The sequence below is a fragment of the Pseudomonas sp. 22526 genome (assembly GCF_052044735.1).
Classification (GTDB): Bacteria; Pseudomonadota; Gammaproteobacteria; order Pseudomonadales; family Pseudomonadaceae; genus Aquipseudomonas; species Aquipseudomonas piscium.
The window spans coordinates 172,784-192,406 of the sequence record NZ_JBQENK010000014.1 but is presented as its reverse complement, the minus strand read 5'-3'; the positions used below and the strand labels follow the sequence as shown (position 1 = coordinate 192,406).

The following is a 19,623-nucleotide window of genomic DNA, read 5'->3' as shown; positions in this document are numbered from 1 at the left end:
CCCGCGATGCTTTTCAGCTGTCCTGAGGGGTCATGTAGAGGCTGAAATTCTCGATGTAGTCAGTGAGGTTCTCTTCCATCATCAGGCGGAATTCCTCGACGAAATAATCCACCGCCTGCTGCTTGGCCGCCGCCAGTTCTTCGGCGTTGCGGCAACCGCAGGCGCTGACCCAGGCGGCAAACCGCGAGTTGGCATACATCAGCGAGGCACTGGCCTTGCCGCGGCTGCTGTCGCTGATATGGGTGTTTGCCAGTTCGATGATGGCATCGGCGCGGTTGTAGAAGTCCTGATCCGATTCGTTGGCCAAGGGGCGTTCCTCTTGAGTAATAGGCGGTGAGTAGTAGGCATTAAAGAAAGCCGGCGAGTATAAGAGCCTCGCGCTCAACCATCGACGGCTTTTGCTGCCTCGCGCCTTGCCGTACTCAGCCCGGCCAGTGCCGCGCCAGCACCTGCGCCACCTGCGGATGGCGCTCGATGCGCTCCAGCAGCGCGCAGAACTCGGGCCGCTCGCGCCGCAGATGCTCGCGCGTGCCGGACCAGCGCGACACCACCGCCGCCTGGAAATCCAGGGCCGCCAGGGGTGAACCGCTGGCGTACAGCTGGGTGGCGAACTGATCGGCGAACACCTCCCAGTTGCGGTGCAGGCGCTCCCGGGCCACATCCCGCACCCGCTCCTTCAGCGCCTCATCGGCACCCTGCAGCCAGCGCTCCGGGTAATCGATCACGCCGATCGCCGAGTAGCAATTGGCGGCGATAAACACCAGCCCGCGAATCGCCTGCGCCCGAGCGCCCTCATCCTCGGGCAGCAGCGCCGAGCGCGGATAACGCAAGCCCAGCTCGATCAGGATCGCCGCGCTCTCGGAGAGGATGCTGCCGTCCGGCAGTTGCAGGGTCGGGATCTGTTTCAGCGGATTGAGCCGCTCCAGTTCGTCGGCCCCGGGCGACGGCGCCCAGGACGAGGCTTCGACGATGCGGTACGGCACCTGGCAACACTCCAGGGCGATCTCGACGATGGCCGAGCCGGAGCCTTGTGTCCCATAAAGTTGATACATGACCATCCCCTCGCTTGACTGGGCCTTGCGTCTGACGGGTTACTTACGTGGCTCGTTCCTTCCAATGCTGGAAGTCCGCGAGGCGATAGTTCGGATGCTGATTGATAGCCTCGGCCGGCACTCGCAGAACTGTCCCACGGTAGCTCAGAAGATAGGTGTAATTGCCATACAAGATCTTGCGCTCGGGGTCCGGATGCGCCTTGAGGAAGGCTTGGTGGTCGGGATAACCGGTGGGGTCCGGGAAGAGTGCCAACTTATCGAATATCACCACATCCTCGGCAATGTTCTCCTGGGCCATATCGAACAGATAACGGGGCCGCTTGATATTCATCGAGGGTAACCCTGGGCCGCTGGCGACCAGCCCATCCAGCTTGTTATCCAGATGCCCGAATATCGCACGATAAGCACTCACCAGCAGCGCCCGTTGATAAAGGTTCAGCGGCTCGGGAGCCTGCATGCGCCGCACCAGGAAATAGATCAGTCGATTAAGCAGCCCGAAGCGTTCGATCTCCAGGCGCATCCCGGCCTTTACCTGCAAGAACTTGCCGCAAGAGGAAAACCGGGTCTTGTGATGGACAAGCTTGTTGCGAACCGTAATCGCGTAATCGAAAACCATGATCTCGATATGCCTGAGCAACGGATCGGGCTGCCGGTTCTTGCGGCGGAAAATATTCAGCTTTTCATGGAACAACTTGTCGCTCGTCCCGTACTGCTGGTCGACCATCAGGTCCAGGTAGTCGAAGACCACGGGGAACATCGAAAGATGCTCATGGCTGTCCAGCGACTTGCGGACCAATGAGGGGTGATAGCGGACCGCATCGACATAGCTATGCGACATCCCGTCCTTGATCGTGGTTTTCTGCCGGTAAACCGCCAGGTCATTGGCAATATCGAACCCCTGCAACAACTGTTCGGTAAGGCGCAGTTTTTTCTGCAAAAAGACTTCAGTGAAATTCATCAAATACGCTCTTCAGTGGTCCGCCAGCGCAGACATTTCGTTCAATGACGCTGAGGTAGAACCTCGACGCGCAGCACTCCGTGAGCACTCGTCGAACACTCGATACGCACCGGCAAAAACGCCTCGATCACCCGGATATTGCTTTGCAGGTGCTCGGTCATGCGCGGGGTGCTGAAGCTCCCGCCACCGGCCAGGGCCATGGGCAGCAGCAGTTGATCGGCCAGGTGCTCGGCCACCGCGGCGCCGGAATCCAGCCAGTCCCGGGCCTGGTCGATGGCCCGATCGGCCACGCTTTCGGCCCGCAGGCTGTTCTGGCCAAACCCGCTGAACAGCTCGGTCAGGTGCTCGCAGACGAACTCCAGCAACAGCACGTTGCCCGGGCCGCATTGCTCATCCAGCCGCACCGGGTTCAGGTGTTCCCGAAGCAGCTCCAGGCGAGTGCCGACCCGGCGCAATTCGCGTTCCGCCACATGCTCCGGCAGGCCGGCGCTCAGGGCCCAGGCCCGGCGCCCGAGCAGTTCGCCACGCTGTTCCAGGTACAGGGGTTGCAGGGTCGAGGGCTGGATAAAAGCCTCCAGCTCGCCGCCGCCGGCGGGAACGAAGCCATGGCGCAGCAGCTGCAACTCCACCTGCCCGCCCATGCGCCGCAGTTGCGGCAGCCAGGCCTGCTGGAGGAAGTCCACCGGCGGCGCCAGCGGGTTGTGGGTGCCGCCGCTGATGCGCACGCGGCTGGGCTGCGGGGCCTGCAACAGGGCCGGCAGCAGGGTCTGCAACACCAGGGTGCAGCTGCCGGCAGTGCCGATGGCGAAGCGGTAGTCGCCACCGCGAATCGGCCCCGGCTCGAAGGTCAACGCTCGGGAACCCAGCTCGACGCCCAAGACCCTGGCCGCGCAGACCTGCGCCGCCGCCAGCACCGCGGTCAGGTGCTGGCGCAGCAGCCCCGGGCGAGCGCGCCGGGCCCGTATGTTGTGGATGCGCAGGGTCTTGCCGGTGAGCATCGACAGGCTCAGGGCGCTGCGCAGGACCTGGCCGCCGCCGATGGCGCCGTCCAGCTCGATAACATCCTGTTTCATTACATTCCTCAGGCATAACGCCGGACAGTGTCTCGCAAGTAGTCGTCCAGCAAAGCGTTGTCTTGATGGGTGCGCGCCAGCTTGGGCACCGGGCGTTCCAGTTCAGCCGCGATAAAGGCGTGCAGCGCCGGGCGCCTGGGCCCGTAAGCGGCCTCGTCGGCGCTGCGTTTCAAGGCCAGCAACTCATCCACTTCGTCCAGCAGGGGCCGGTGATCGAGGGTGCTCAGCAGGTCGGCGAAGGTCATCGGCGGTCGGTCGCGCCCCTGATCGATCCAGCGCACCGCCAGCAACGGCCGGAGCACGTAGAAGTACTTCTTGAACCGCACGCTGTCGCCTTGCAGGTAACCGCGAAAGTTCTTCCTGGCCATCGACAGGTAATGATTGCGTGCCGCCGGCGGACTGTAGAAGGCCTCCGCCAGCTCGCGCAGGCGTGCGGTTGCCGCCGGCTCGCTGCGATACACCAGGGGCGAATCCAGCCACTCCAGCAGGGTCGGGTTGGACTTGCGCAGCAACCCCAGGGTCTTGCGCAGTTCCCAGCCGCTGATGTCCAGCTCGTCGTCCAGCGGCCGCTCGATCACGTCCCGCCCGGCGTCCACCTGGATGAACCACTCGGGCTTCTCCACATAGACGAAACGCACGTCGTAATCGCTGTCAGTGGAGGCAAAGCCCCAGGCCCGACTGCCCGATTCGCAGGCATACAGCACCCGCACATTGCGCTCGCGCTCGATCCGCGCCAGCTCATCCAGTACCCGTTCGCGCATGGCGCTGCTCAGCGGGTAACGCTCATGAAGTTCCATGGTTCCTTGTCCTGTTCAATCGGCGATCGCCAGCCGCTTCTCGCGCTGGCCCGATCGCCCTGCTTCGTTCACAGCAGGCGCTTGAGCGATCCCCGAGGCACTTCACCGGCCTCCTCCATCGCCTGCAACCGCTGCGCCAGTGCTTCTCGCTGTGGCTTGGGGGTTACCGGGTCGAACATCGCGTAGCGGGCATCGCACCAACGGGCCAGGGCCTCGCGCCAATAAGCCGCCTCGCTGCCCGCCTGGTCCAGGCGATGCAGCAGGTATTGCAACTGGCGCCAGCCCGGCTTGAGCCCCAGCAAGGCCCAGCGACGCGCCTTCGGCAGCGCATGCCAATGCTGGTCCAGACGCTGCTCCAGGGCCTCCTCGAACGCCGCCCAGGGCTGCTCGCGCAACAGGCCGAGGGCGCAGTTGAAGACCTTGTCCGATGGATCGTCCAGGGCCGCCAGCTGCTGGGCCAGGCCACGCTCGCCGAGGGTTTGCAGGGCCAGCAGGCGCACGGTCAGCGCCTTGGAGGCCAGGGCCTGTTGCAGCATGGCGTCGGCCTGTGGCTCCCGCAGCTCCTTGGCCAGCCCCAGCAGGCCCAGCCACTCGCGCTTGCTCAGCGGTGCCGGCTCGAGCAGCCGGGCCAGCAATACCTCCCGCGAGTCGAGCCGGTGGCGCGGCGCCGCCCAGTGGGCCAGGCAACGCAGGGCTCCCGAAGGGTCCAGCAAGGCCTGGCGCAGATGCGCGCCCGGGTCGGCCAGCAACGGCAGCAACAGCCGCAACGCCTTGACCCGGACACTGGCGCCGCAGCGGCGCATCACCTGTTCCAGCAACGGTACCGCCTGTTCTGCCGGCAACCCGGCACAGGCATCCACCGCCCTCTGCCGGACGCTGACCTCGCTGTGGCCCAGGGCGATCGCCAGCAACGCTGAGCGGTCCTCCACGCCCTCCAGCAACAGCTCGAAGACAAAGCGCGCGGCCTTGCCCCGACATCGGCCAAAGGCGCTTTCCACCTCGGGCCGTACCTGGGCCAGCAGCAACACCGCACGTGCCTGTTCCAGGGTGGCGCCATGGTCCGCCCGCTGTTTGTCGGCCAGGGCCAGCAGCGGCACCAGGGCCTGTAACAGCAAGCCGGCGCGCTCTGGCACCAGGTAAAGCTCGACCGCCGCAACCGCTTCCTGGCGAACCTGGGGCACCCAATCGTTGAGGCGTTCCAACAGCGCCGCCAAGGCCTCGGCCGATGGCTGCGCGGACAACCCGCGCACCGCCGCCTGCCGCACGAAACCGTTGCCGAAACGGCTCAGTTCCAGCCAGGCGCTGTGCGCGTCTTGTGCCTCCAACACTTCCCGCACCCGGCGGGCCTCATAGTCGCTCAGCTGGTCATGCCAGCTGGGCGGGACCTGTACCACTGCTTCCCTGTCGTGCATTTCTCTACCCCTTGACGCACACCACCTGACGCAGGGTGTGCAGCACTTCCACCAGCTCGCGCTGGGCGTGCATGACTTGGTCGATGTCCTTGTAGGCCATCGGGATTTCATCGATCACCGCTTCGTCCTTGCGGCACTCCACATGGGCAGTGGCGCGGATCTGGTCGGCCAGGGTGAAGGTGTTCTTGGCCTTGGTGCGGCTCATGGTGCGCCCGGCCCCGTGGCTGCAGGAGCAGAACGCCTCCTCGTTGCCCAGCCCGCGAACGATGAAGCTCTTGGCGCCCATCGATCCCGGGATGATCCCCAGCTCGCCCTTCTTCGCCGACACCGCGCCCTTGCGGGTCACCAGCACCTCTTCACCGAAATGACGCTCCTTCTGCACGTAGTTGTGGTGGCAGTTCACGGCCTCCAGCGCCACTTCGAAAGGTTTGCGGATCACCTGGCGGGTGGCCTGGATCACCGCCTGCATCATCAGTTCACGGTTCTGACGAGCGAAATCCTGGGCCCAACCCACGGCTTCGACGTAATCGTCGAAGTGCCGGCTGCCCTCTTGGAAATACGCCAGATCCCGGTGTGGCAGATCGGCGATGTGCTGACGCATATCCGCCTGAGCCATCTGGATAAACAGGTTGCCAATCGCGTTGCCGACCCCGCGTGAACCACTGTGCAGCATGAACCAGACCCGGTTGGCCTCATCCAGGCAGACCTCGATGAAGTGGTTGCCGCCGCCGAGGGTGCCCAGGTGCTGGCGGTTGTTGCTGTTGGCCAGCGCCGGGTACTTGTCGGTGATCGCCTTGAAGCGTGGCTGCAAGGCCGCCCAGGCGTGGTCGGCCTGGCGCGGCACGTCGTCCCAGGCACCCTTGTCGCGCCCACTGCGCGGCGAGGTGCGGCCGTGGGGCACCGCCTGTTCGATGGCGCTGCGCAAACCGTGCAGGTTATCCGGCAGGTCGGCAGCGGTCAGCGAGGTGCGGGCGGCGATCATGCCGCAACCGATATCCACCCCGACCGCCGCCGGGATGATCGCGCCCAGGGTGGGGATCACGCTGCCGATGGTCGAGCCCTTGCCCAGGTGCACATCCGGCATCACCGCCAGGTGCTTGAAGATGAACGGCATCTTCGCGGTGTTCATCAATTGCTGGCGGGCTTCGTTTTCCACGGGCACGCCCTCGGTCCACATCTTGATCGGCTTGCCGTTGGCGACTTCCAGCAGTTGGTAGGTCTTGTGTTCCATGTTCTCGACTCTTTTTTCTGTGGCTGAAAATCCAGCCTTGTTCGGTGGCCGGTGGTCCGGCATAAAACGGCGACCAGTGAAGGCGGAACATGCAGCGCGCTCTGCCACTGAGCTAGCCCCTTGCGGTTGGCGGGAATCGAACCCGCGACCACGCTGTCCTGTAGTTCCACCGGCATTCGCCGGGTCAATCGGTGCAGGCCGGGCCTGCGGGCAGCGACAAGGGAACAGGCACATGCGCTCTACCGACTGAGCTACAGCCTTGCGGCTGGCGGGGCTCGAACCCGCGACACGATGTAGTACCTGTGGCATTCGCTGCCATCCCGCTCGGGCGGGAGAAAAACCTGCGACGACAAGGGTCGATGAAACACTGCACTCGTGTTCTGACCTTTGAACTACGGCGCCTTTTCAGGCACCGGCGGGACTCGAACCCGCATCACGAATCTGGGATGTAGTTCCATCAGCATTCGTCGCTGAAACTGCAAAAAAGGTGGCACGACAAAAGTAGTGACTGATCGCCGGAATCGAACCGGCCTAACCATGATGTACAGCCACTGGCATTCGTGCCTTCACAGGCCCTGACAAGATTTGCTGAGACGTCTTGGAATGTAGTCACAGCGGCATTCAGGGCCGATGAATAAAAATTCTTCGGCGTGCGCCGGGTGAGCGGCGCAGGGTTTATCTCATGTCTTGCCGATCAGGGCGCCATCGCCTCGATCGCCTCGACCCAGTGCTGCGCACCGTAGTTGCCCGCGGTGAACTGCTGGATCACGTCGAACACCGCGTCACTGAAGCCGCCGACGTTGAGGATGTCCTCGCGGTCCGGCGCCTGGGTGGTGGCCCCGGGCTGCATATCGATGCACACCAGCCGCGCCTGCGGGTTGATGGCCTTGATCCGCTCCCACTGGCGCAGGGTTTCAGTCGCCCCATGGCGCCGCGCATCGATCCACGACTCGTTGTCCGAGACCAGGATCAGGGTGTCCACCTTGCACTTGGCGTTGGCCAACTGTGCCAGAGGAGCCGAGCAGTTGGTCCCGCCACCGCCGATGGCCGCCAGTTTCTGCGCGTTGCTCATCACGCTGTCCCGCGGGTTGAGGCGGATATCCACCACCCCGACCTCGAACGGCATGACCCGCGCCGCCGGCTGCTTGCGCAACACCGCTGCCGCCACCAGCGCCGCCACATCGATGCAACGCACCGCCGTGGTGGCGCCCTGGCGATAACCGGTGACCGGGCTGTGCATCGACCCCGAGACATCCGGGCATACCACCACATTGCCCGACAACGCCGGCACATTGGCCAGGGACAGCTCCAGGGCATCCTGCAACGCCTCGCGCACCGGCTGCGGCACCTCGGCGCCAGCCATGCGATAGGCCGCCAGCAACTGGTACGGGTAGACCCGCGCCTTGGCGACTTCGGCGGCATCCGCCAACCGCGCCGCCACATACTCGGTGCAACCCGGCACCTGGAACGCGCCATGGCGGGCCAGGGTGTTGAGGTTCATGCGCAGCCCCTGCCAACCCATATTGTGCGCCTGTTCGGCCCATTGCTCGCGGCTCAGGGTTTCGTTGCCAAGCAACTGGAACGGCACTTGCGGCACCGCTGTGGTCGCACCGCTGCGAAAGGCCAGCAAGGCGCGGGTCAGCTCGGGCAGCGCCTGCACATCCACCGGCTTGCCGATCAACCAGGCGAAGAAGGCTGCGCGCCAGGCCTCGCTTGGCTTGGGGTGAACCATCTTGACCACGTCCGCCAGCGACGGCTGGTTGCCCACCGCAGCCTGCAACAGCTGGCGTTCGGTGGCGCTGTTCAACCAGTTCTGCACCAGGCGCTTGGGCTGCGAACCCAGGGATTTACGCCCGGTCGCCCCGCTGCGCAGGATCTGCACGAAGTTGCGCAGCATCTTGCCGTTGTCCACCACCTGGGCGAACAGCTCCGGCACCAGGGCCGAGCGTTGCGCGGTCAGCGCCGCCAGCAGCAAGGCCGGCATGTCTTTCATATGACCCTGTTGCCGAGCGTAACGCGCGGCCTGGGCGACGAAACGGCTGTCGACTTCGTTCACCAGCTGCAGCACCGCTTCCAGCTGACCTTCGGGCGAGGTGTAGAAGGTCGAGTTCAGGCAACCGGTCACCGCCAGTTGGGCCAGACGGTGCCTGGCGTTGTAGGCATAGGCCGGGGCCTGGGCAGCGTTCAGGGTGTCGCTCGCTGGCGCTTTTGCCTGTTGGGTGTTGAACAGCTGGAAGTTGGCCATCTTGGCGTCTCGCTCTGTTGTCTTGTTCGTTGCCAGAGAGACAGCAGCCGCTGTGCCAATTTTGTTTTCTTTTGCGAATTATTTTTTAACTAATTGATTTATAACGATTTTATTTTTAAATGATTTTTCTGAATGAGTCTTCGAGACAAAGGCCCTGATAATTTTATATCTTTGTTTATCGCATTTTATCTTCAGGTATAAATATGTCGGACAAGCCCAAGGTCGCCATAGGTTTTGTCGGTTCCACACTCGATCGCGTCGGCAAGGGCGCCAACCGCTGGAGCCACTGGCGCCCCAGCGTCGGCCTGTGCCAGCAGCAGGACGTGCTGATCCACCGCCTGGAACTGATCCACGGCATCGACGCCCGGGACGTCAGCCTGGCCGAGCGGGTGGCCAACGACATCCGCCAGGTTTCGCCGGAAACCGAGGTGCGCCTGCATCCCATGGGCCTGAAGAACCCCTGGGATTTCGAAGAGGTGTACGGCGCCCTGCACGACTTCACCAGCGCCTACCCTTTCGACACCGAGCGCGAGGACTACCTGGTGCACATCACCACCGGGACCCACGTGGCGCAGATCTGCTGGTTCCTGCTGACCGAGGCGCGCTACCTACCGGCGCGGCTGATCCAGACCTCCCCGGCGCGGCGCCGCGACCCGGAGCAGCACGCCACCGGCACCCACGCCCTGATCGACCTCGACCTGTCGCGCTACGACCGCATCGCCTCGCGCTTCGCCGGCAAGCGCCTGGAGGGCCTGGCCTTCCTCAAGTCCGGGATCGCCACCCGCAACGCCGCGTTCAACCGCTCCATCGAACAGATCGAGCGCGTGGCCCTGCGCTCCAAGGCACCGATGCTGCTGATCGGCCCCACCGGTGCCGGCAAGTCGTTCCTCGCCCGGCGCATCTATGAGCTCAAGCGCGGCCGGCATCAGGTCCAGGGGCGCTTTGTCGAGGTCAACTGCGCCACCCTGCGCGGCGACGGCGCCATGTCGGCCCTGTTCGGGCATATCAAGGGCGCCTTCACCGGCGCCCAGAACGCCCGCGATGGCCTGTTGCGGGCGGCGGATGGCGGCATGCTGTTTCTCGACGAGATCGGCGAACTGGGGCTCGACGAACAGGCGATGCTGCTCAAGGCCATCGAGGAGAAACGCTTCTTCCCCATGGGCTCGGACAAGGAAGTGGACAGCGACTTCCTGATCATCGCCGGCACCCACCGCGACCTGCGCGGTCGGGTGGCCCAGGGCCTGTTCCGCGAAGACCTGTATGCGCGGATCAACCTCTGGACCTTCAACCTGCCGGGGCTGGCCGGGCGGCGCGAGGACATCGAGCCGAACATCGATTTCGAACTGGAACGCCACGCCCGGGAACAAGGGCGCCTGGTGCGCTTCAACCTCGAGGCGCGGCGGCGCTACCTGGCCTTTGCCAGCTCCAGCGAAGCGGCATGGCTGGGCAACTTCCGCGAGCTGTCGGCGTCCATCACCCGCATGGCGACCCTGGCCGACAGCGGGCGCATCGACGAAGCCCAGGCCGAGGAAGAAATCGAGCGGCTAGGTTATGCCTGGGGCCTGGGCCAGGAGCAGGATCCCTTGGCCAGCCTGCTGGGCGACACGGCCGAACTCGACCTGTTCGACCGCCTGCAATTGCAGGCGGTGATCGAGGTCTGTCGCCAGGCCGACAGCCTGTCCGATGCCGGACGCAAGCTGTTTGGCGTGTCCCGCCAGACCAAGGCCCAGCCCAATGACGCCGACCGCCTGCGCAAGTACCTGGCGCGCTTCGGCCTGGACTGGAAGCAGATAGTTGCACCAGCGGACTAAGGGGGCTTGCCTGCGAGCGCTGCGCGCTCGTGCGCAGCCTACGGCAGCGGCTACACAAGCCCATTGCCCCTTCCGCCAGCGGCACAGATCGCTTCCCCGGTAGCCGCTGGCGAAGCCTGCGATCGAGCGCGAAGCGCTCGCAAAAGCGCCCCACACACTTGACCTGCCCTCAGCCACCCGGCACCGCGAACACCGCATTGGCCCTGGCCACCACCCGCTCGCCGACCTGCAGGGTGACGGTGGCAAAGGCCATCTGCCGGCCGCGCTTGGAGTGCTCCAGGCGCACGTCGATCCACTCGCCGACCTGCACCGCGCCGAGGTAGTCCAGGTGCATGCTGGCGGTGATCAGCGGCAGCGGCGGATCGCTGGCAAAAGCCATGGCGTAGCCCATGCCGATATCGGCCAGGGTGGCGAGGATGCCGCCGTGCACGGTGCCACGCCCGTTGGCGTGACGGCTGTCGGCGCGCAGGCCGATCTCCAGCTGCAAGCCGCTGCCACGGCAATACACCGGGCCGATCAGCTCCAGCAGCGGGCTGCTGCGCGTTAGCGGGACGTAGCCTTCAGGTAATGGAAAATCAGTCATGGCATCACCTTGCCTGTATGATTGGCGGCCGCAGAACGCGGCGAACTCAAGGTGTAATCCACAATCCGCTGCGCGACTATCGAGATCAGTGCGGCAAATCTGTCGCGATAAGTCGCACCATCACCCCGCAACTCAGAAGGACCGAGCTGCCATGCAAAGCATCCGAGCCAAATCCGTGTGCGTCTTCCGCCAAGGCGAACACCTGCTGCTTGCCGAAGGTTTCGACCCGGGCAAGAACGAGCACTACCTGATGCCTGTCGGTGGCGGCATCCACTTTGGCGAGACATCAGCCACCGCCGCCAAACGCGAAGTGCTGGAAGAAATCGGCGCCGAGGTCCAGGGCATCGAGCTGCTGGGAGTGCTGGAGAATCTGTTCGTGTTCGACGGAACACCCGGCCATGAAATCGTCTTTATCCATGAAGCGCGGTTTGTCGATCCGCGCTTTTACGCCGCGACCGAACTCGAGGGGGTCGAAACCAGCGGCCACAGGTTCGCGGTGCGCTGGGTCAGCCTGCAGCTGATCCGCGACAAGCGCCTCAACGTCTATCCACAAGGCCTGCTCGACCTGCTCTGACTCCGCTACACAACACTGCCTGCCCACATCAAGGAAAAACCATGTACCGCCAGGACCGCAAAACCCATCGCCCAGGCACCCTTGCCTGCATCCTGCTCAGCAGCCTGCTGACGGCCTGTTCCCCCAGCGATCATTCGTCCTCGGTGGCGGTCGGCGGCGCTCAGGGCAAGGCCGGCGCGCAACTGGCCTACGAACATGAGCTGAGCCTGTCGCTGCCCTCGGCGCAGATCGCGCCGCGCCTGGCCGCCACCCGCGAAGCCTGCGAAAACGCCAAGTTCGGCGCCTGCAATATCCTGCGCCTGCAACAAGGCCAGTATCACGCCCAGGTGGTCCTGCGCATCGTGCCCGACGGTGTCGAACCGATAGTGGCGCTGGCCGCCCAGGGCGCCGAAATCGGCGAGCGCATCACCAGCGCCGAAGACCTGGCCGACGCCGTGGCCGACGTGCAGCGCCAGCAGGAACGGCTCAAGGCCCAGCAGCAACGCCTCGACCAGCTGGCGGCGCGCAAGGACATCACCGTCAGCGACCTGATCGCCCTGAGCAAGGAACAGGCGAGCATCGAGAACGACCTGCAAGCCCTGGCCCAGGCCGCCGCCGGGCACCAGCGCCGGCTCGACACCAACCGCCTGACCCTGAACTTCGTACCCACCGACAGCAGCCAGCGCGGCTCGACCCTGCAACAGGCCTTCGACAATCTGCTGGACAACCTCGCCTACGGCACCGCCGAAGCCCTGGAGAAAGGCAGCTACGTGCTGCCGTTCCTGATCCTGGCCTTCCCGCTGGTGATGATCTGGGTCTGGCTGTGGCGCCGGTTCGTGCGCCGTCGTTGAGTCGATGGAGCGCAACCCGATAAAAAGCCCGGCCTGATGTGCCGGGCTTTTTGATGGTGGCGTTTGGCAACGGCTGGGGCCCGGGATTTTTATCGCGAGCAAGCTCGCNACTACCTGTAGGAGCGAGCTTGCTCGCGATCCGCGCCGCGGCCCACCCCCGAAAAACTCGATGCAGGGCTCTATTTCAGGGCATCCCGTCGCTATCACTGGCGTCGATGGTCACCATCGACCCAATGAAATTCTCAAAAAAAATCCGCCGCGTAACATCTGCTCCATACCAACCAAACAACACCCCGGAGCACACCACCATGAAACGCCAAATTCTTCTCAGCATCGCTTTCTCGGTTCTTGCAGCAAACGCTTTTGCCGCGTCCTCGGCCTACCCGGTGGTCGCCGAAGGCGGCTCGGATCGCCTGATTGAAAAACGTGTCGCCGAAGGTGGTTCCGATCGCTTGATCGAACGCCGCGTTGCCGAAGGTGGTTCCGACCGTCTGATCGAACGCCGTGTAGCTGAAGGTGGCTCTGACCGTCTGATCGAACGCCGCGTTGCCGAAGGTGGTGCTGACCGTCTGATCGAACGTCGCGTTGCCGAAGGTGGTTCCGATCGTCTGCTGGAGCGCCGTGTAGCCGAAGGTGGCTCTGATCGTCTGATCGAACGCCGTATAGCTGAAGGTGGTGCTGACCGTCTGATCGAACGTCGCGTTGCCGAAGGTGGCTCTGATCGTCTGATCGAACGCCGCGTAGCCGAAGGTGGTTCCGACCGTCTGATCGAGCGCCGCACCGTATGATTGCTTGGTCCGCAGTACTCGAAAAAAAGCCCGGCCTTACCAGCCGGGCTTTTTTCATTTCAGGGCACCGGGATTCCCCGATCGATCGCCATCACCCCGCTCACCGCCCTGCTCACCTCGCCATGCACCGCTGATAACGCTCATCCACCCGCTTGGCGAACCAGGCGGTGGTCAGCTTGCGGGTGATCTTCGGGCTCTTCAGCTGGATCCCCGGCAAGACCTGACGCGGCAAGGCCTTGCCCTGGGCCTGATCGGCCAAGGCGAATACCCGCTTGTACAGCTGGGTGTCCTCGAATTCGAGGCTGTTGCCCTTCTCCAGCTGGTTGCGAATGGTCGGGTTGCGCATGTCCAGGGATTTGCCCAGGGCGCGCACCGCCAGCTCGGTGCTGCCGGGCATGATCGAGTCGTAGCGGATCAGGTCGCCGTCCAGCGCCAGGGAAATCCCCGAGGCCACGCTCAGGGCGTTCTGGAACGCGGCATTGCGGCTGGCGTACCAGCCGGCGTTGAAATCGGCGAAGCGGTACAGCGGCTGCGGGTAATTCACCGGGTAACCGAGCAAGTGGGCAATGCCGAAGTACATGCCGCCACGCCGGCTGAACACCTCGCGACGGATCGAGCCGTCGACGCTGTAGGGGTAATTGCGCGCCTGCTGCTCGGCGAAGTCGATGCTGACCTGCATCGGCCCGCCGGTGTGCACCGGGTTGAAACCGCCGAACAGGGTCTTGCCCATGGGCACGCTGCCGATGAAGTCGTCGAAGATCGTGCTCAGTTCCTTCTCCGTGCGCGCCCCGGCCAGACGATCGCTATAGGATTTGCCGTTCGGCGAACTCACCTGCAGCGCCGCGCTCACCAGCATCGACGGTACATGCACCTTGGCCGCGCGGCGGTCGATTTCGCTGCGGGCGATCTTGCCCAGCCCCGGCACCGGCGGATCGACCTGATAGGTGGATTCCTGCTCGGCCACTGCCAGCACCGCGCAGAGGTTGCTCTTGCTCGGCTCGATGCCCTGGGCGGTAAAGGCCACCTGGATATCCCGGGCCCAGCCCTGGCGATCGGCGACCTTGGCCGGCAGCAGGCGCGCCACCTGGGCCTGGACCTGGGCCGGGCTTGGCGCCGGCGCCTTTGAACCGAGCTGACCGGCACAGCCGGCCAGGGCCAGCGAGGCCGCGACAGCGGCCCAGCGAAGTGAATGCAGAGGTTTGATAGACATGGCTTCCCAGTAATTCCGAAGGTGGCCCGCGCCCGAGGGAAGCGCGTCGCCGCGGATATCGACCCTCAAGGCGCCGCGCTGTTCCGTGCCAGCGACAGGCCATTTGAGCATTCCCCGTGACCGACGGCGAATTTCACCTAATCTGAAACCTCATCGCCCACAGAAAAACAACACGCGGGGCCCATCATGAGCGTGCAACTCAACCACACCATCGTCTGGTGCCGCGACAAGCAAGGGTCGGCGGATTTTCTCGTGCAACTGCTTGGCCTGCCGCCGCCAACGCCCTTCGGCCCGATGCTGGTGGTGCAGCTGGATAACGGCGTGTCCCTGGATTACTACGACAACGACCCGCCCATCGCCTCCCAGCACTATGCCTTTCTCGTCGCCGCCGACGACTTCGAACCGATACTGCAACGCATCCGCCAGCGCGGCCTGGCGTTCTGGGCCGACCCGGGCAAGCAGCGCCCCAATGAAATCAACCGCCATGAAGGCGGTCGCCGGGTGTATTTTGATGACCCCGACGGCCACCTGCTGGAAGTCTTCAGCCAGACCTGAGCCCCCGTCACCTGCCCTGGAGTTCCCTGCGCCATGCTTTCACTGGATTTTCTCGTGACCTCGCTGATCGTCGTGCTGATCCCCGGCAGCGGCGTGATCCTGACCATTTCCACGGCGCTGGTGGCCGGCAAGCGCGCCAGCCTGTTCACCGCCATCGGCTGCACCGCTGGGATAGTCCCGCACCTGCTGGCCTCGGTGCTGGGCCTGTCGGCGATCCTGCACACCAGTGCGCTGGCCTTCCAGGGCCTGAAGTTCGCCGGAGCCGCCTACCTGCTGTACCTGGCCTACGCCACCTGGCGCGACCGCTCGGCCTTCGCCGTGGACACCAGCGCTCCTGCCGCCAGCGCCGGCGGCCTGGTGCTCAAGGCCTGCCTGCTGAACATCCTCAACCCCAAGCTGACGATTTTCTTCCTGGCCTTCCTGCCGCAGTTCATCAGCCACGACGGCCCCTCGCCGGCCATGCAGATGCTCGGCCTGAGCGGCGTGTTCATGGCCATGACCTTCGCCGTGTTCGTGGTCTACGGCCTGCTGGCCAACCTGTTCCGCCAGGCGGTGATCGAATCGCCCCAGGTGCAGAACTGGCTGCGCCGCAGCTTTGCCGCCAGCTTCGCCGCCCTGGGCCTGAACCTGGCGTTCGCCCAGCGATAAACACAGTTACGAACTAGAACTCAATCAACATCAGGTCTACAAAATAAAAGCCCCCAAAAAACATACAAGGACTGAACATGGCATTAACGAATGCATATACAGAAGCATATGGAAAACTCGGAGAGTTTTTCAATAAAATACGTGACGGGCAAGCCCCACCACAGTTCACTCATCAATTCTTAATAGATATCGGATTCAAATCAAACAAACATAGAGCTTACATCCCTCTACTAAAGGCCCTCGGCTTTTTAACACCTGACGGCCAACCAACATCTAGATACAAGGATTATCGCGACCACTCGCAATCTAAATCAATCATGGGAGAAGCTCTCAAAGAGGCATATGGGGATATTTTCCTCATAAAGGAAAACCCTACGGCAGCAGACAGCTCTCTAATTGAAGGAAAATTTAAAAGCTACCATAACGCCAGTGACAATGTAGCTGTAAATATGCGCCGTACATTCATGGCCCTTTTAGAACTAGCAGACACCAAGAGCAGACCTCAAACAAAAAAAGCCTCAAATCTTGACGAAGATAGTGAGTCTTCTTCAGATACAAAACAGGACACCATAGCAAAACCACAGCACTTTAAAGTCCCAGGACTCCACTACAATATCCAAGTCCATTTACCGGCGACAAAAGATATCGAGGTTTACAACGCAATATTCAAATCTCTGAAGGAGCATTTATTTTGAAATATAAAGACCTTAGAGATTTTATGTTTAGAGGACTGCTATTTGAGGCAGAAGCATCTACATTTCAAAGGGCAGGAATAAAAGTAGGTGCCGACCAATCCGAAACAGAGGAGCGCTTACTAGCAGAAGCTCTCCAAGCCTTCCCAGTAAGCCTAAGAAACAATGCACTAGAAATGGCACGATTATATGCTGTTTTATTCTCATTCGAGAACCATGTCCGTGACTTTATCAGGGAAACTCTAGAGGAAAGTGAAGGTATAGACTGGGTAAACAAAATACCTTTAAAAATAAAATCTCATGCAGAAAACCGACAGCAGACAGCTCAACAAGACTCTTGGCTCGAAGGAGAAAAAACCGACCTATTAGGCTTTTTGGACTTTGGTCACCTCGCCCAAATAATACTAAACAAGTGGGTACACTTCGAATCAATAATCCCATCACAGCACTGGCTAAAGCAAAGAATGGATGAACTGGAGAAATCCCGAAATTTTATCGCCCATAACAGAATGCTACTTCCAAGTGAATTCCAAAGAATGTACATGTATATATCAGACTGGAATAGAGTCGTAGGCCTCTAAAAAATCACTACTAGGCAACAAACCCATGAGCAATTATCAACCTTCGACAAAAAACGAATTAGATGAAGCAAGCCAACACCTTACTCGGCTTAATCGACTTGCGTACTTTGGAATACTAATAGCACTAGTATCCATATCAACATACTTGATAAATTTCAAGGGACCTCTATCATCAAACCCAGAGCATTGGGGACAATTCGGAGACTTCCTGGGAGGAGTTCTAAATCCAACATTTAGTTTCTTAGCATTGCTAGCCCTACTAGCAACCTTTAGCCTACAGGTCAAAGAACTGCGACTCTCATCCAAAGAGCTAAAAAACTCTGCCGACGCTCTAATAAAACAAAATCAAACCTTAGAAAAACAAAATTTTGAAACCTCTTTCTTTCAGCTACTAAAACTACACAACGACATAATCCTATCTATAGATCTAGTGTCAGATAAAAAAACCACCAAAGGACGAGACTGCTTCAAAATATTCCTAAAAAGACTTGAACACGAACTAAATAAGCAAAACAAAACCACAGAATACAAAACCACATACGCACTATACTTCATCACTCACGAACACGAGCTAGGCCATTACTTCAGACTTCTCTACAACATAATAAAACTCATAAACAACACCGAAAACATAGATAAAAAATTTTATACAAACATAGTTCGAGCACAACTTTCAAGCGCAGAACTAATGTTATTGTTTTACAATTGCCTATCCGAATACGGAATTGAAAAATTCAAGCCTTTAGTTGAAAAATTTTCATTACTAAAAACCATTCCAAGAACGACCCTCCCACCGGAGTCGCTCATCCACCAATACACGCCCATTGCCTTTGGAGGAAGATACCCAGTCGCAGCTCTTTAAATAAATCCAGCTCCCTAATTGCCTTGCAGTAGCTCACCTTAATTGGCCATAGGATCTACACTTCGAAAATCACATATCAATACTAGGTTCGCTCTTAAAAGAGAGATATAACTATGAACCGCAGCGACGTACTGATCATTGGCGCCGGCCCCACCGGCCTGGTTCTGGCGCTGTGGCTGAGCCGCCAGGGGGTCAAGGTGCGCATCCTCGACCTGACCGCCGGCCCGGGCACCACCTCCCGGGCCCTGGCGGTGCAGGCCCGGACCCTTGAGCTGTACCGCCAGCTGGACCTGACCCAGGCCATCCTCGACCAGGGCCATCGGGTGCCGGCCGTCAACTTGTGGGTCAAGGGCGAACAGGCCGCCCACCTGCCCCTGAGCAGCATCGGCGCGGACCTGACGCCCTACCCCTTCCTGGAAATCTACCCGCAGGACCAGCACGAACAATTGCTGATCGAGCGCCTGGAGCGTTTCGGCGTGAGGGTCGAGCGCCAGACCGAACTGCTGAGCTTCACCGACCACGGCCACCTGGTCAGCGCCCAGCTGCGCGGCGCCGACGGCCAGGAGGAAACCTGCCAGGCCTTCTACCTGGCCGGCTGCGACGGCGCCCGCTCGACGGTGCGCAAGACCCTGGGCATCGACTTTCCCGGCGGCACCTATCAGCAGGTGTTTTATGTGGCGGATGTCGACGCCCAGGGCCCGGCGCTCAATGGCGAGCTGCACGCCGACCTCGACGAGGCGGATTTCCTCGCGGTCTTTCCGCTGGCCGGCGAAGGCCGGGCACGGCTGATCGGCACGGTGCGCGACGAGCGCGCCGAACAGGCGGAAACCCTGAAGTTCGAGGACGTCAGCCGGCGCGCCATGGACAGCCTCAAGGTCCAGGTCGACCGGGTCAACTGGTTCTCCACCTACCGCGTGCATCACCGGGTCGCCGAGCGCTTCTTCAGCGGCCGCGCCTTCCTCCTCGGCGATGCCGCCCATGTGCACAGCCCGGCCGGCGGCCAGGGCATGAACACCGGGATCGGCGACGCCATCAACCTGGCCTGGAAACTCGCCGCGGTGCTCAGCGGCAAGGCCGAGGAACACCTGTTGGCGACCTATGAATTCGAACGCATCGAATTCGCCCGGCGCCTGGTGGCCACCACCGACCGGGTGTTCAGCTTCATCACCGCCGACGGGCCGATCGCCAACCTGCTGCGCACCCGCCTGGCACCGCTGCTGATTCCCAAGGTGACGGCGGTGGAAGCGGCGCGCGAGTTCCTGTTCCGCACGGTGTCGCAGATCACCCTCAACTACCGCGACATGCCCCTGAGCTGCGGCAGCGCTGGGCATGTCCACGGCGGCGATCGCCTGCCCTGGGCCCACGGCGCCGTCACCGACAACTTCGCCAGCCTCGACCACCTGGGGTGGCAGGTGCATGTGTACGGCGTCACCAGCGACGCCCTGCGCGCCTGGTGTGCCGAACGGCAACTGCCGCTGAGGGTGTTCGACTGGGAACCGGCGCACCAGGCCGCCGGCCTGGCGCGCAACGGCTTCTACCTGCTGCGGCCGGACACTTACGTGGCGCTGGCGGAAAAATCGGCGGACCCGAAGGTCATGGAGCGGTATTTCGAGGAGCGCAAGATTGCGTTGTGAGTAGCGTTGCAACCGCGGTCGACTGGTTGGCGGTTAGAAGCTCGCAGGCAGGGATTTTTGTGGTGTACGGACTGACGTCATCGCGGG

General features: G+C 61.9%; 20 protein-coding genes and 1 tRNA gene. 10 read left to right on the top strand and 11 right to left on the bottom strand.

The window, feature by feature from the left end; genetic code table 11:
• Positions 1–13: 13 nt before the first annotated feature.
• From ACTJKT_RS21660 to ACTJKT_RS21620, 9 genes are all read right to left on the bottom strand, one after another.
• Entirely contained in the window at positions 14–307 is a 294-nt protein-coding gene (locus ACTJKT_RS21660; RefSeq protein ID WP_053278432.1) for a DUF3144 domain-containing protein, read from the bottom strand.
• Positions 308–422: 115 nt separating this feature from the next.
• Positions 423–1,052 carry a glutathione S-transferase family protein gene (locus ACTJKT_RS21655; protein ID WP_440788503.1) on the bottom strand — a complete coding sequence of 210 codons (630 nt, stop codon included), beginning with the start codon at positions 1,050–1,052 and terminating at the stop codon, positions 423–425.
• A 43-nt stretch (positions 1,053–1,095) separates the two neighbouring features.
• On the bottom strand, positions 1,096–2,010 hold the full coding sequence (locus ACTJKT_RS21650; RefSeq protein ID WP_440788502.1) for a hypothetical protein: 915 nt from the start codon (positions 2,008–2,010) through the stop codon (positions 1,096–1,098).
• 41 nt (positions 2,011–2,051) lie between these two features.
• Positions 2,052–3,083: an RNA 3'-terminal phosphate cyclase gene (rtcA, locus tag ACTJKT_RS21645; protein ID WP_440788501.1), complete on the bottom strand. Its 1,032-nt coding sequence runs from the start codon at positions 3,081–3,083 to the stop codon at positions 2,052–2,054.
• 8 nt (positions 3,084–3,091) lie between these two features.
• Complete coding sequence (locus ACTJKT_RS21640) at positions 3,092–3,880, bottom strand: nucleotidyltransferase domain-containing protein (protein WP_440788499.1); 789 nt, start codon at positions 3,878–3,880, stop codon at positions 3,092–3,094.
• Between the two features lie 68 nt (positions 3,881–3,948).
• Positions 3,949–5,292 (bottom strand): PBS lyase, encoded by a 1,344-nt coding sequence (locus ACTJKT_RS21635; protein ID WP_440788498.1) that lies wholly within the window; start codon positions 5,290–5,292, stop codon positions 3,949–3,951.
• A 4-nt stretch (positions 5,293–5,296) separates the two neighbouring features.
• Positions 5,297–6,523 carry an RtcB family protein gene (locus ACTJKT_RS21630; RefSeq protein ID WP_440788497.1) on the bottom strand — a complete coding sequence of 409 codons (1,227 nt, stop codon included), beginning with the start codon at positions 6,521–6,523 and terminating at the stop codon, positions 5,297–5,299.
• 124 nt (positions 6,524–6,647) lie between these two features.
• Positions 6,648–6,784: transfer RNA gene (locus tag ACTJKT_RS21625), tRNA-OTHER, on the bottom strand.
• Positions 6,785–7,217: 433 nt separating this feature from the next.
• Positions 7,218–8,768 carry a vWA domain-containing protein gene (locus ACTJKT_RS21620; RefSeq protein ID WP_440788496.1) on the bottom strand — a complete coding sequence of 517 codons (1,551 nt, stop codon included), beginning with the start codon at positions 8,766–8,768 and terminating at the stop codon, positions 7,218–7,220.
• Positions 8,769–8,971: 203 nt separating this feature from the next.
• Here ACTJKT_RS21620 and rtcR point away from each other — a divergent pair, with 203 nt between their 5' ends.
• Complete coding sequence (rtcR, locus tag ACTJKT_RS21615) at positions 8,972–10,579, top strand: RNA repair transcriptional activator RtcR (RefSeq protein WP_440788494.1); 1,608 nt, start codon at positions 8,972–8,974, stop codon at positions 10,577–10,579.
• 169 nt (positions 10,580–10,748) lie between these two features.
• On the opposite strand, the gene ACTJKT_RS21610 is transcribed toward rtcR, so the two are convergent.
• Entirely contained in the window at positions 10,749–11,162 is a 414-nt protein-coding gene (locus tag ACTJKT_RS21610) for a PaaI family thioesterase (RefSeq protein WP_440788493.1), read from the bottom strand.
• Positions 11,163–11,313: 151 nt separating this feature from the next.
• On the opposite strand from ACTJKT_RS21610, the gene ACTJKT_RS21605 reads away from it, so the two are divergent.
• From ACTJKT_RS21605 to ACTJKT_RS21595, 3 genes are all read left to right on the top strand, one after another.
• Positions 11,314–11,736, top strand: a complete 423-nt coding sequence (locus ACTJKT_RS21605; protein WP_440788492.1) for an NUDIX hydrolase — start codon at positions 11,314–11,316, stop codon at positions 11,734–11,736.
• A gap of 41 nt (positions 11,737–11,777) precedes the next feature.
• The gene (locus ACTJKT_RS21600) at positions 11,778–12,566 is read left to right on the top strand and encodes a DUF4349 domain-containing protein (protein WP_440788491.1); all 789 of its coding nucleotides are present in this window, start codon (positions 11,778–11,780) and stop codon (positions 12,564–12,566) included.
• Positions 12,567–12,874: 308 nt separating this feature from the next.
• The gene (locus tag ACTJKT_RS21595; protein WP_440788514.1) at positions 12,875–13,354 is read left to right on the top strand and encodes a phage infection protein; all 480 of its coding nucleotides are present in this window, start codon (positions 12,875–12,877) and stop codon (positions 13,352–13,354) included.
• A 112-nt stretch (positions 13,355–13,466) separates the two neighbouring features.
• Here ACTJKT_RS21595 and ACTJKT_RS21590 read toward each other — a convergent pair whose 3' ends face one another.
• On the bottom strand, positions 13,467–14,564 hold the full coding sequence (locus ACTJKT_RS21590) for a DUF1615 domain-containing protein (protein ID WP_440788490.1): 1,098 nt from the start codon (positions 14,562–14,564) through the stop codon (positions 13,467–13,469).
• Between the two features lie 186 nt (positions 14,565–14,750).
• On the opposite strand from ACTJKT_RS21590, the gene ACTJKT_RS21585 reads away from it, so the two are divergent.
• From ACTJKT_RS21585 to ACTJKT_RS21560, 6 genes are all read left to right on the top strand, one after another.
• Entirely contained in the window at positions 14,751–15,119 is a 369-nt protein-coding gene (locus ACTJKT_RS21585) for a VOC family protein (protein WP_440788489.1), read from the top strand.
• Between the two features lie 33 nt (positions 15,120–15,152).
• On the top strand, positions 15,153–15,767 hold the full coding sequence (locus ACTJKT_RS21580) for a LysE family translocator (RefSeq protein WP_440788488.1): 615 nt from the start codon (positions 15,153–15,155) through the stop codon (positions 15,765–15,767).
• A gap of 77 nt (positions 15,768–15,844) precedes the next feature.
• Positions 15,845–16,462, top strand: coding sequence for a DUF5343 domain-containing protein (locus ACTJKT_RS21575; RefSeq protein WP_440788487.1), 618 nt, complete (start codon positions 15,845–15,847; stop codon positions 16,460–16,462).
• Positions 16,459–17,040, top strand: coding sequence for a Swt1 family HEPN domain-containing protein (locus ACTJKT_RS21570; RefSeq protein WP_440788486.1), 582 nt, complete (start codon positions 16,459–16,461; stop codon positions 17,038–17,040). Before ACTJKT_RS21575 ends, ACTJKT_RS21570 begins: the two co-directional genes overlap by 4 nt.
• Before the next feature lie 25 nt (positions 17,041–17,065).
• Complete coding sequence (locus ACTJKT_RS21565) at positions 17,066–17,902, top strand: putative phage abortive infection protein (RefSeq protein ID WP_440788485.1); 837 nt, start codon at positions 17,066–17,068, stop codon at positions 17,900–17,902.
• 113 nt (positions 17,903–18,015) lie between these two features.
• The gene (locus ACTJKT_RS21560) at positions 18,016–19,536 is read left to right on the top strand and encodes an FAD-dependent monooxygenase (protein ID WP_440788484.1); all 1,521 of its coding nucleotides are present in this window, start codon (positions 18,016–18,018) and stop codon (positions 19,534–19,536) included.
• Positions 19,537–19,623 lie beyond the last annotated feature (87 nt).

Excerpts from the sequence above, each read along its gene's own strand:
- ACTJKT_RS21610 (WP_440788493.1), bottom strand. The coding sequence starts at position 11,162 with ATGACTGATTTTCCATTACCTGAAGGCTACGTCCCGCTAACGCGCAGC.
- ACTJKT_RS21565 (WP_440788485.1), top strand. The coding sequence starts at position 17,066 with ATGAGCAATTATCAACCTTCGACAAAAAACGAATTAGATGAAGCAAGC.
- ACTJKT_RS21635 (WP_440788498.1), bottom strand. The coding sequence starts at position 5,292 with ATGCACGACAGGGAAGCAGTGGTACAGGTCCCGCCCAGCTGGCATGAC.
- ACTJKT_RS21595 (WP_440788514.1), top strand. The coding sequence starts at position 12,875 with ATGAAACGCCAAATTCTTCTCAGCATCGCTTTCTCGGTTCTTGCAGCA.
- ACTJKT_RS21655 (WP_440788503.1), bottom strand. The coding sequence starts at position 1,052 with ATGTATCAACTTTATGGGACACAAGGCTCCGGCTCGGCCATCGTCGAG.
- ACTJKT_RS21650 (WP_440788502.1), bottom strand. The coding sequence starts at position 2,010 with ATGAATTTCACTGAAGTCTTTTTGCAGAAAAAACTGCGCCTTACCGAA.
- ACTJKT_RS21630 (WP_440788497.1), bottom strand. The coding sequence starts at position 6,523 with ATGGAACACAAGACCTACCAACTGCTGGAAGTCGCCAACGGCAAGCCG.
- ACTJKT_RS21585 (WP_440788489.1), top strand. The coding sequence starts at position 14,751 with ATGAGCGTGCAACTCAACCACACCATCGTCTGGTGCCGCGACAAGCAA.
- ACTJKT_RS21600 (WP_440788491.1), top strand. The coding sequence starts at position 11,778 with ATGTACCGCCAGGACCGCAAAACCCATCGCCCAGGCACCCTTGCCTGC.
- rtcA (WP_440788501.1), bottom strand. The coding sequence starts at position 3,083 with ATGAAACAGGATGTTATCGAGCTGGACGGCGCCATCGGCGGCGGCCAG.
- ACTJKT_RS21590 (WP_440788490.1), bottom strand. The coding sequence starts at position 14,564 with ATGTCTATCAAACCTCTGCATTCACTTCGCTGGGCCGCTGTCGCGGCC.
- ACTJKT_RS21640 (WP_440788499.1), bottom strand. The coding sequence starts at position 3,880 with ATGGAACTTCATGAGCGTTACCCGCTGAGCAGCGCCATGCGCGAACGG.
- ACTJKT_RS21575 (WP_440788487.1), top strand. The coding sequence starts at position 15,845 with ATGGCATTAACGAATGCATATACAGAAGCATATGGAAAACTCGGAGAG.
- ACTJKT_RS21580 (WP_440788488.1), top strand. The coding sequence starts at position 15,153 with ATGCTTTCACTGGATTTTCTCGTGACCTCGCTGATCGTCGTGCTGATC.
- ACTJKT_RS21605 (WP_440788492.1), top strand. The coding sequence starts at position 11,314 with ATGCAAAGCATCCGAGCCAAATCCGTGTGCGTCTTCCGCCAAGGCGAA.
- ACTJKT_RS21620 (WP_440788496.1), bottom strand. The coding sequence starts at position 8,768 with ATGGCCAACTTCCAGCTGTTCAACACCCAACAGGCAAAAGCGCCAGCG.
- ACTJKT_RS21560 (WP_440788484.1), top strand. The coding sequence starts at position 18,016 with ATGAACCGCAGCGACGTACTGATCATTGGCGCCGGCCCCACCGGCCTG.
- rtcR (WP_440788494.1), top strand. The coding sequence starts at position 8,972 with ATGTCGGACAAGCCCAAGGTCGCCATAGGTTTTGTCGGTTCCACACTC.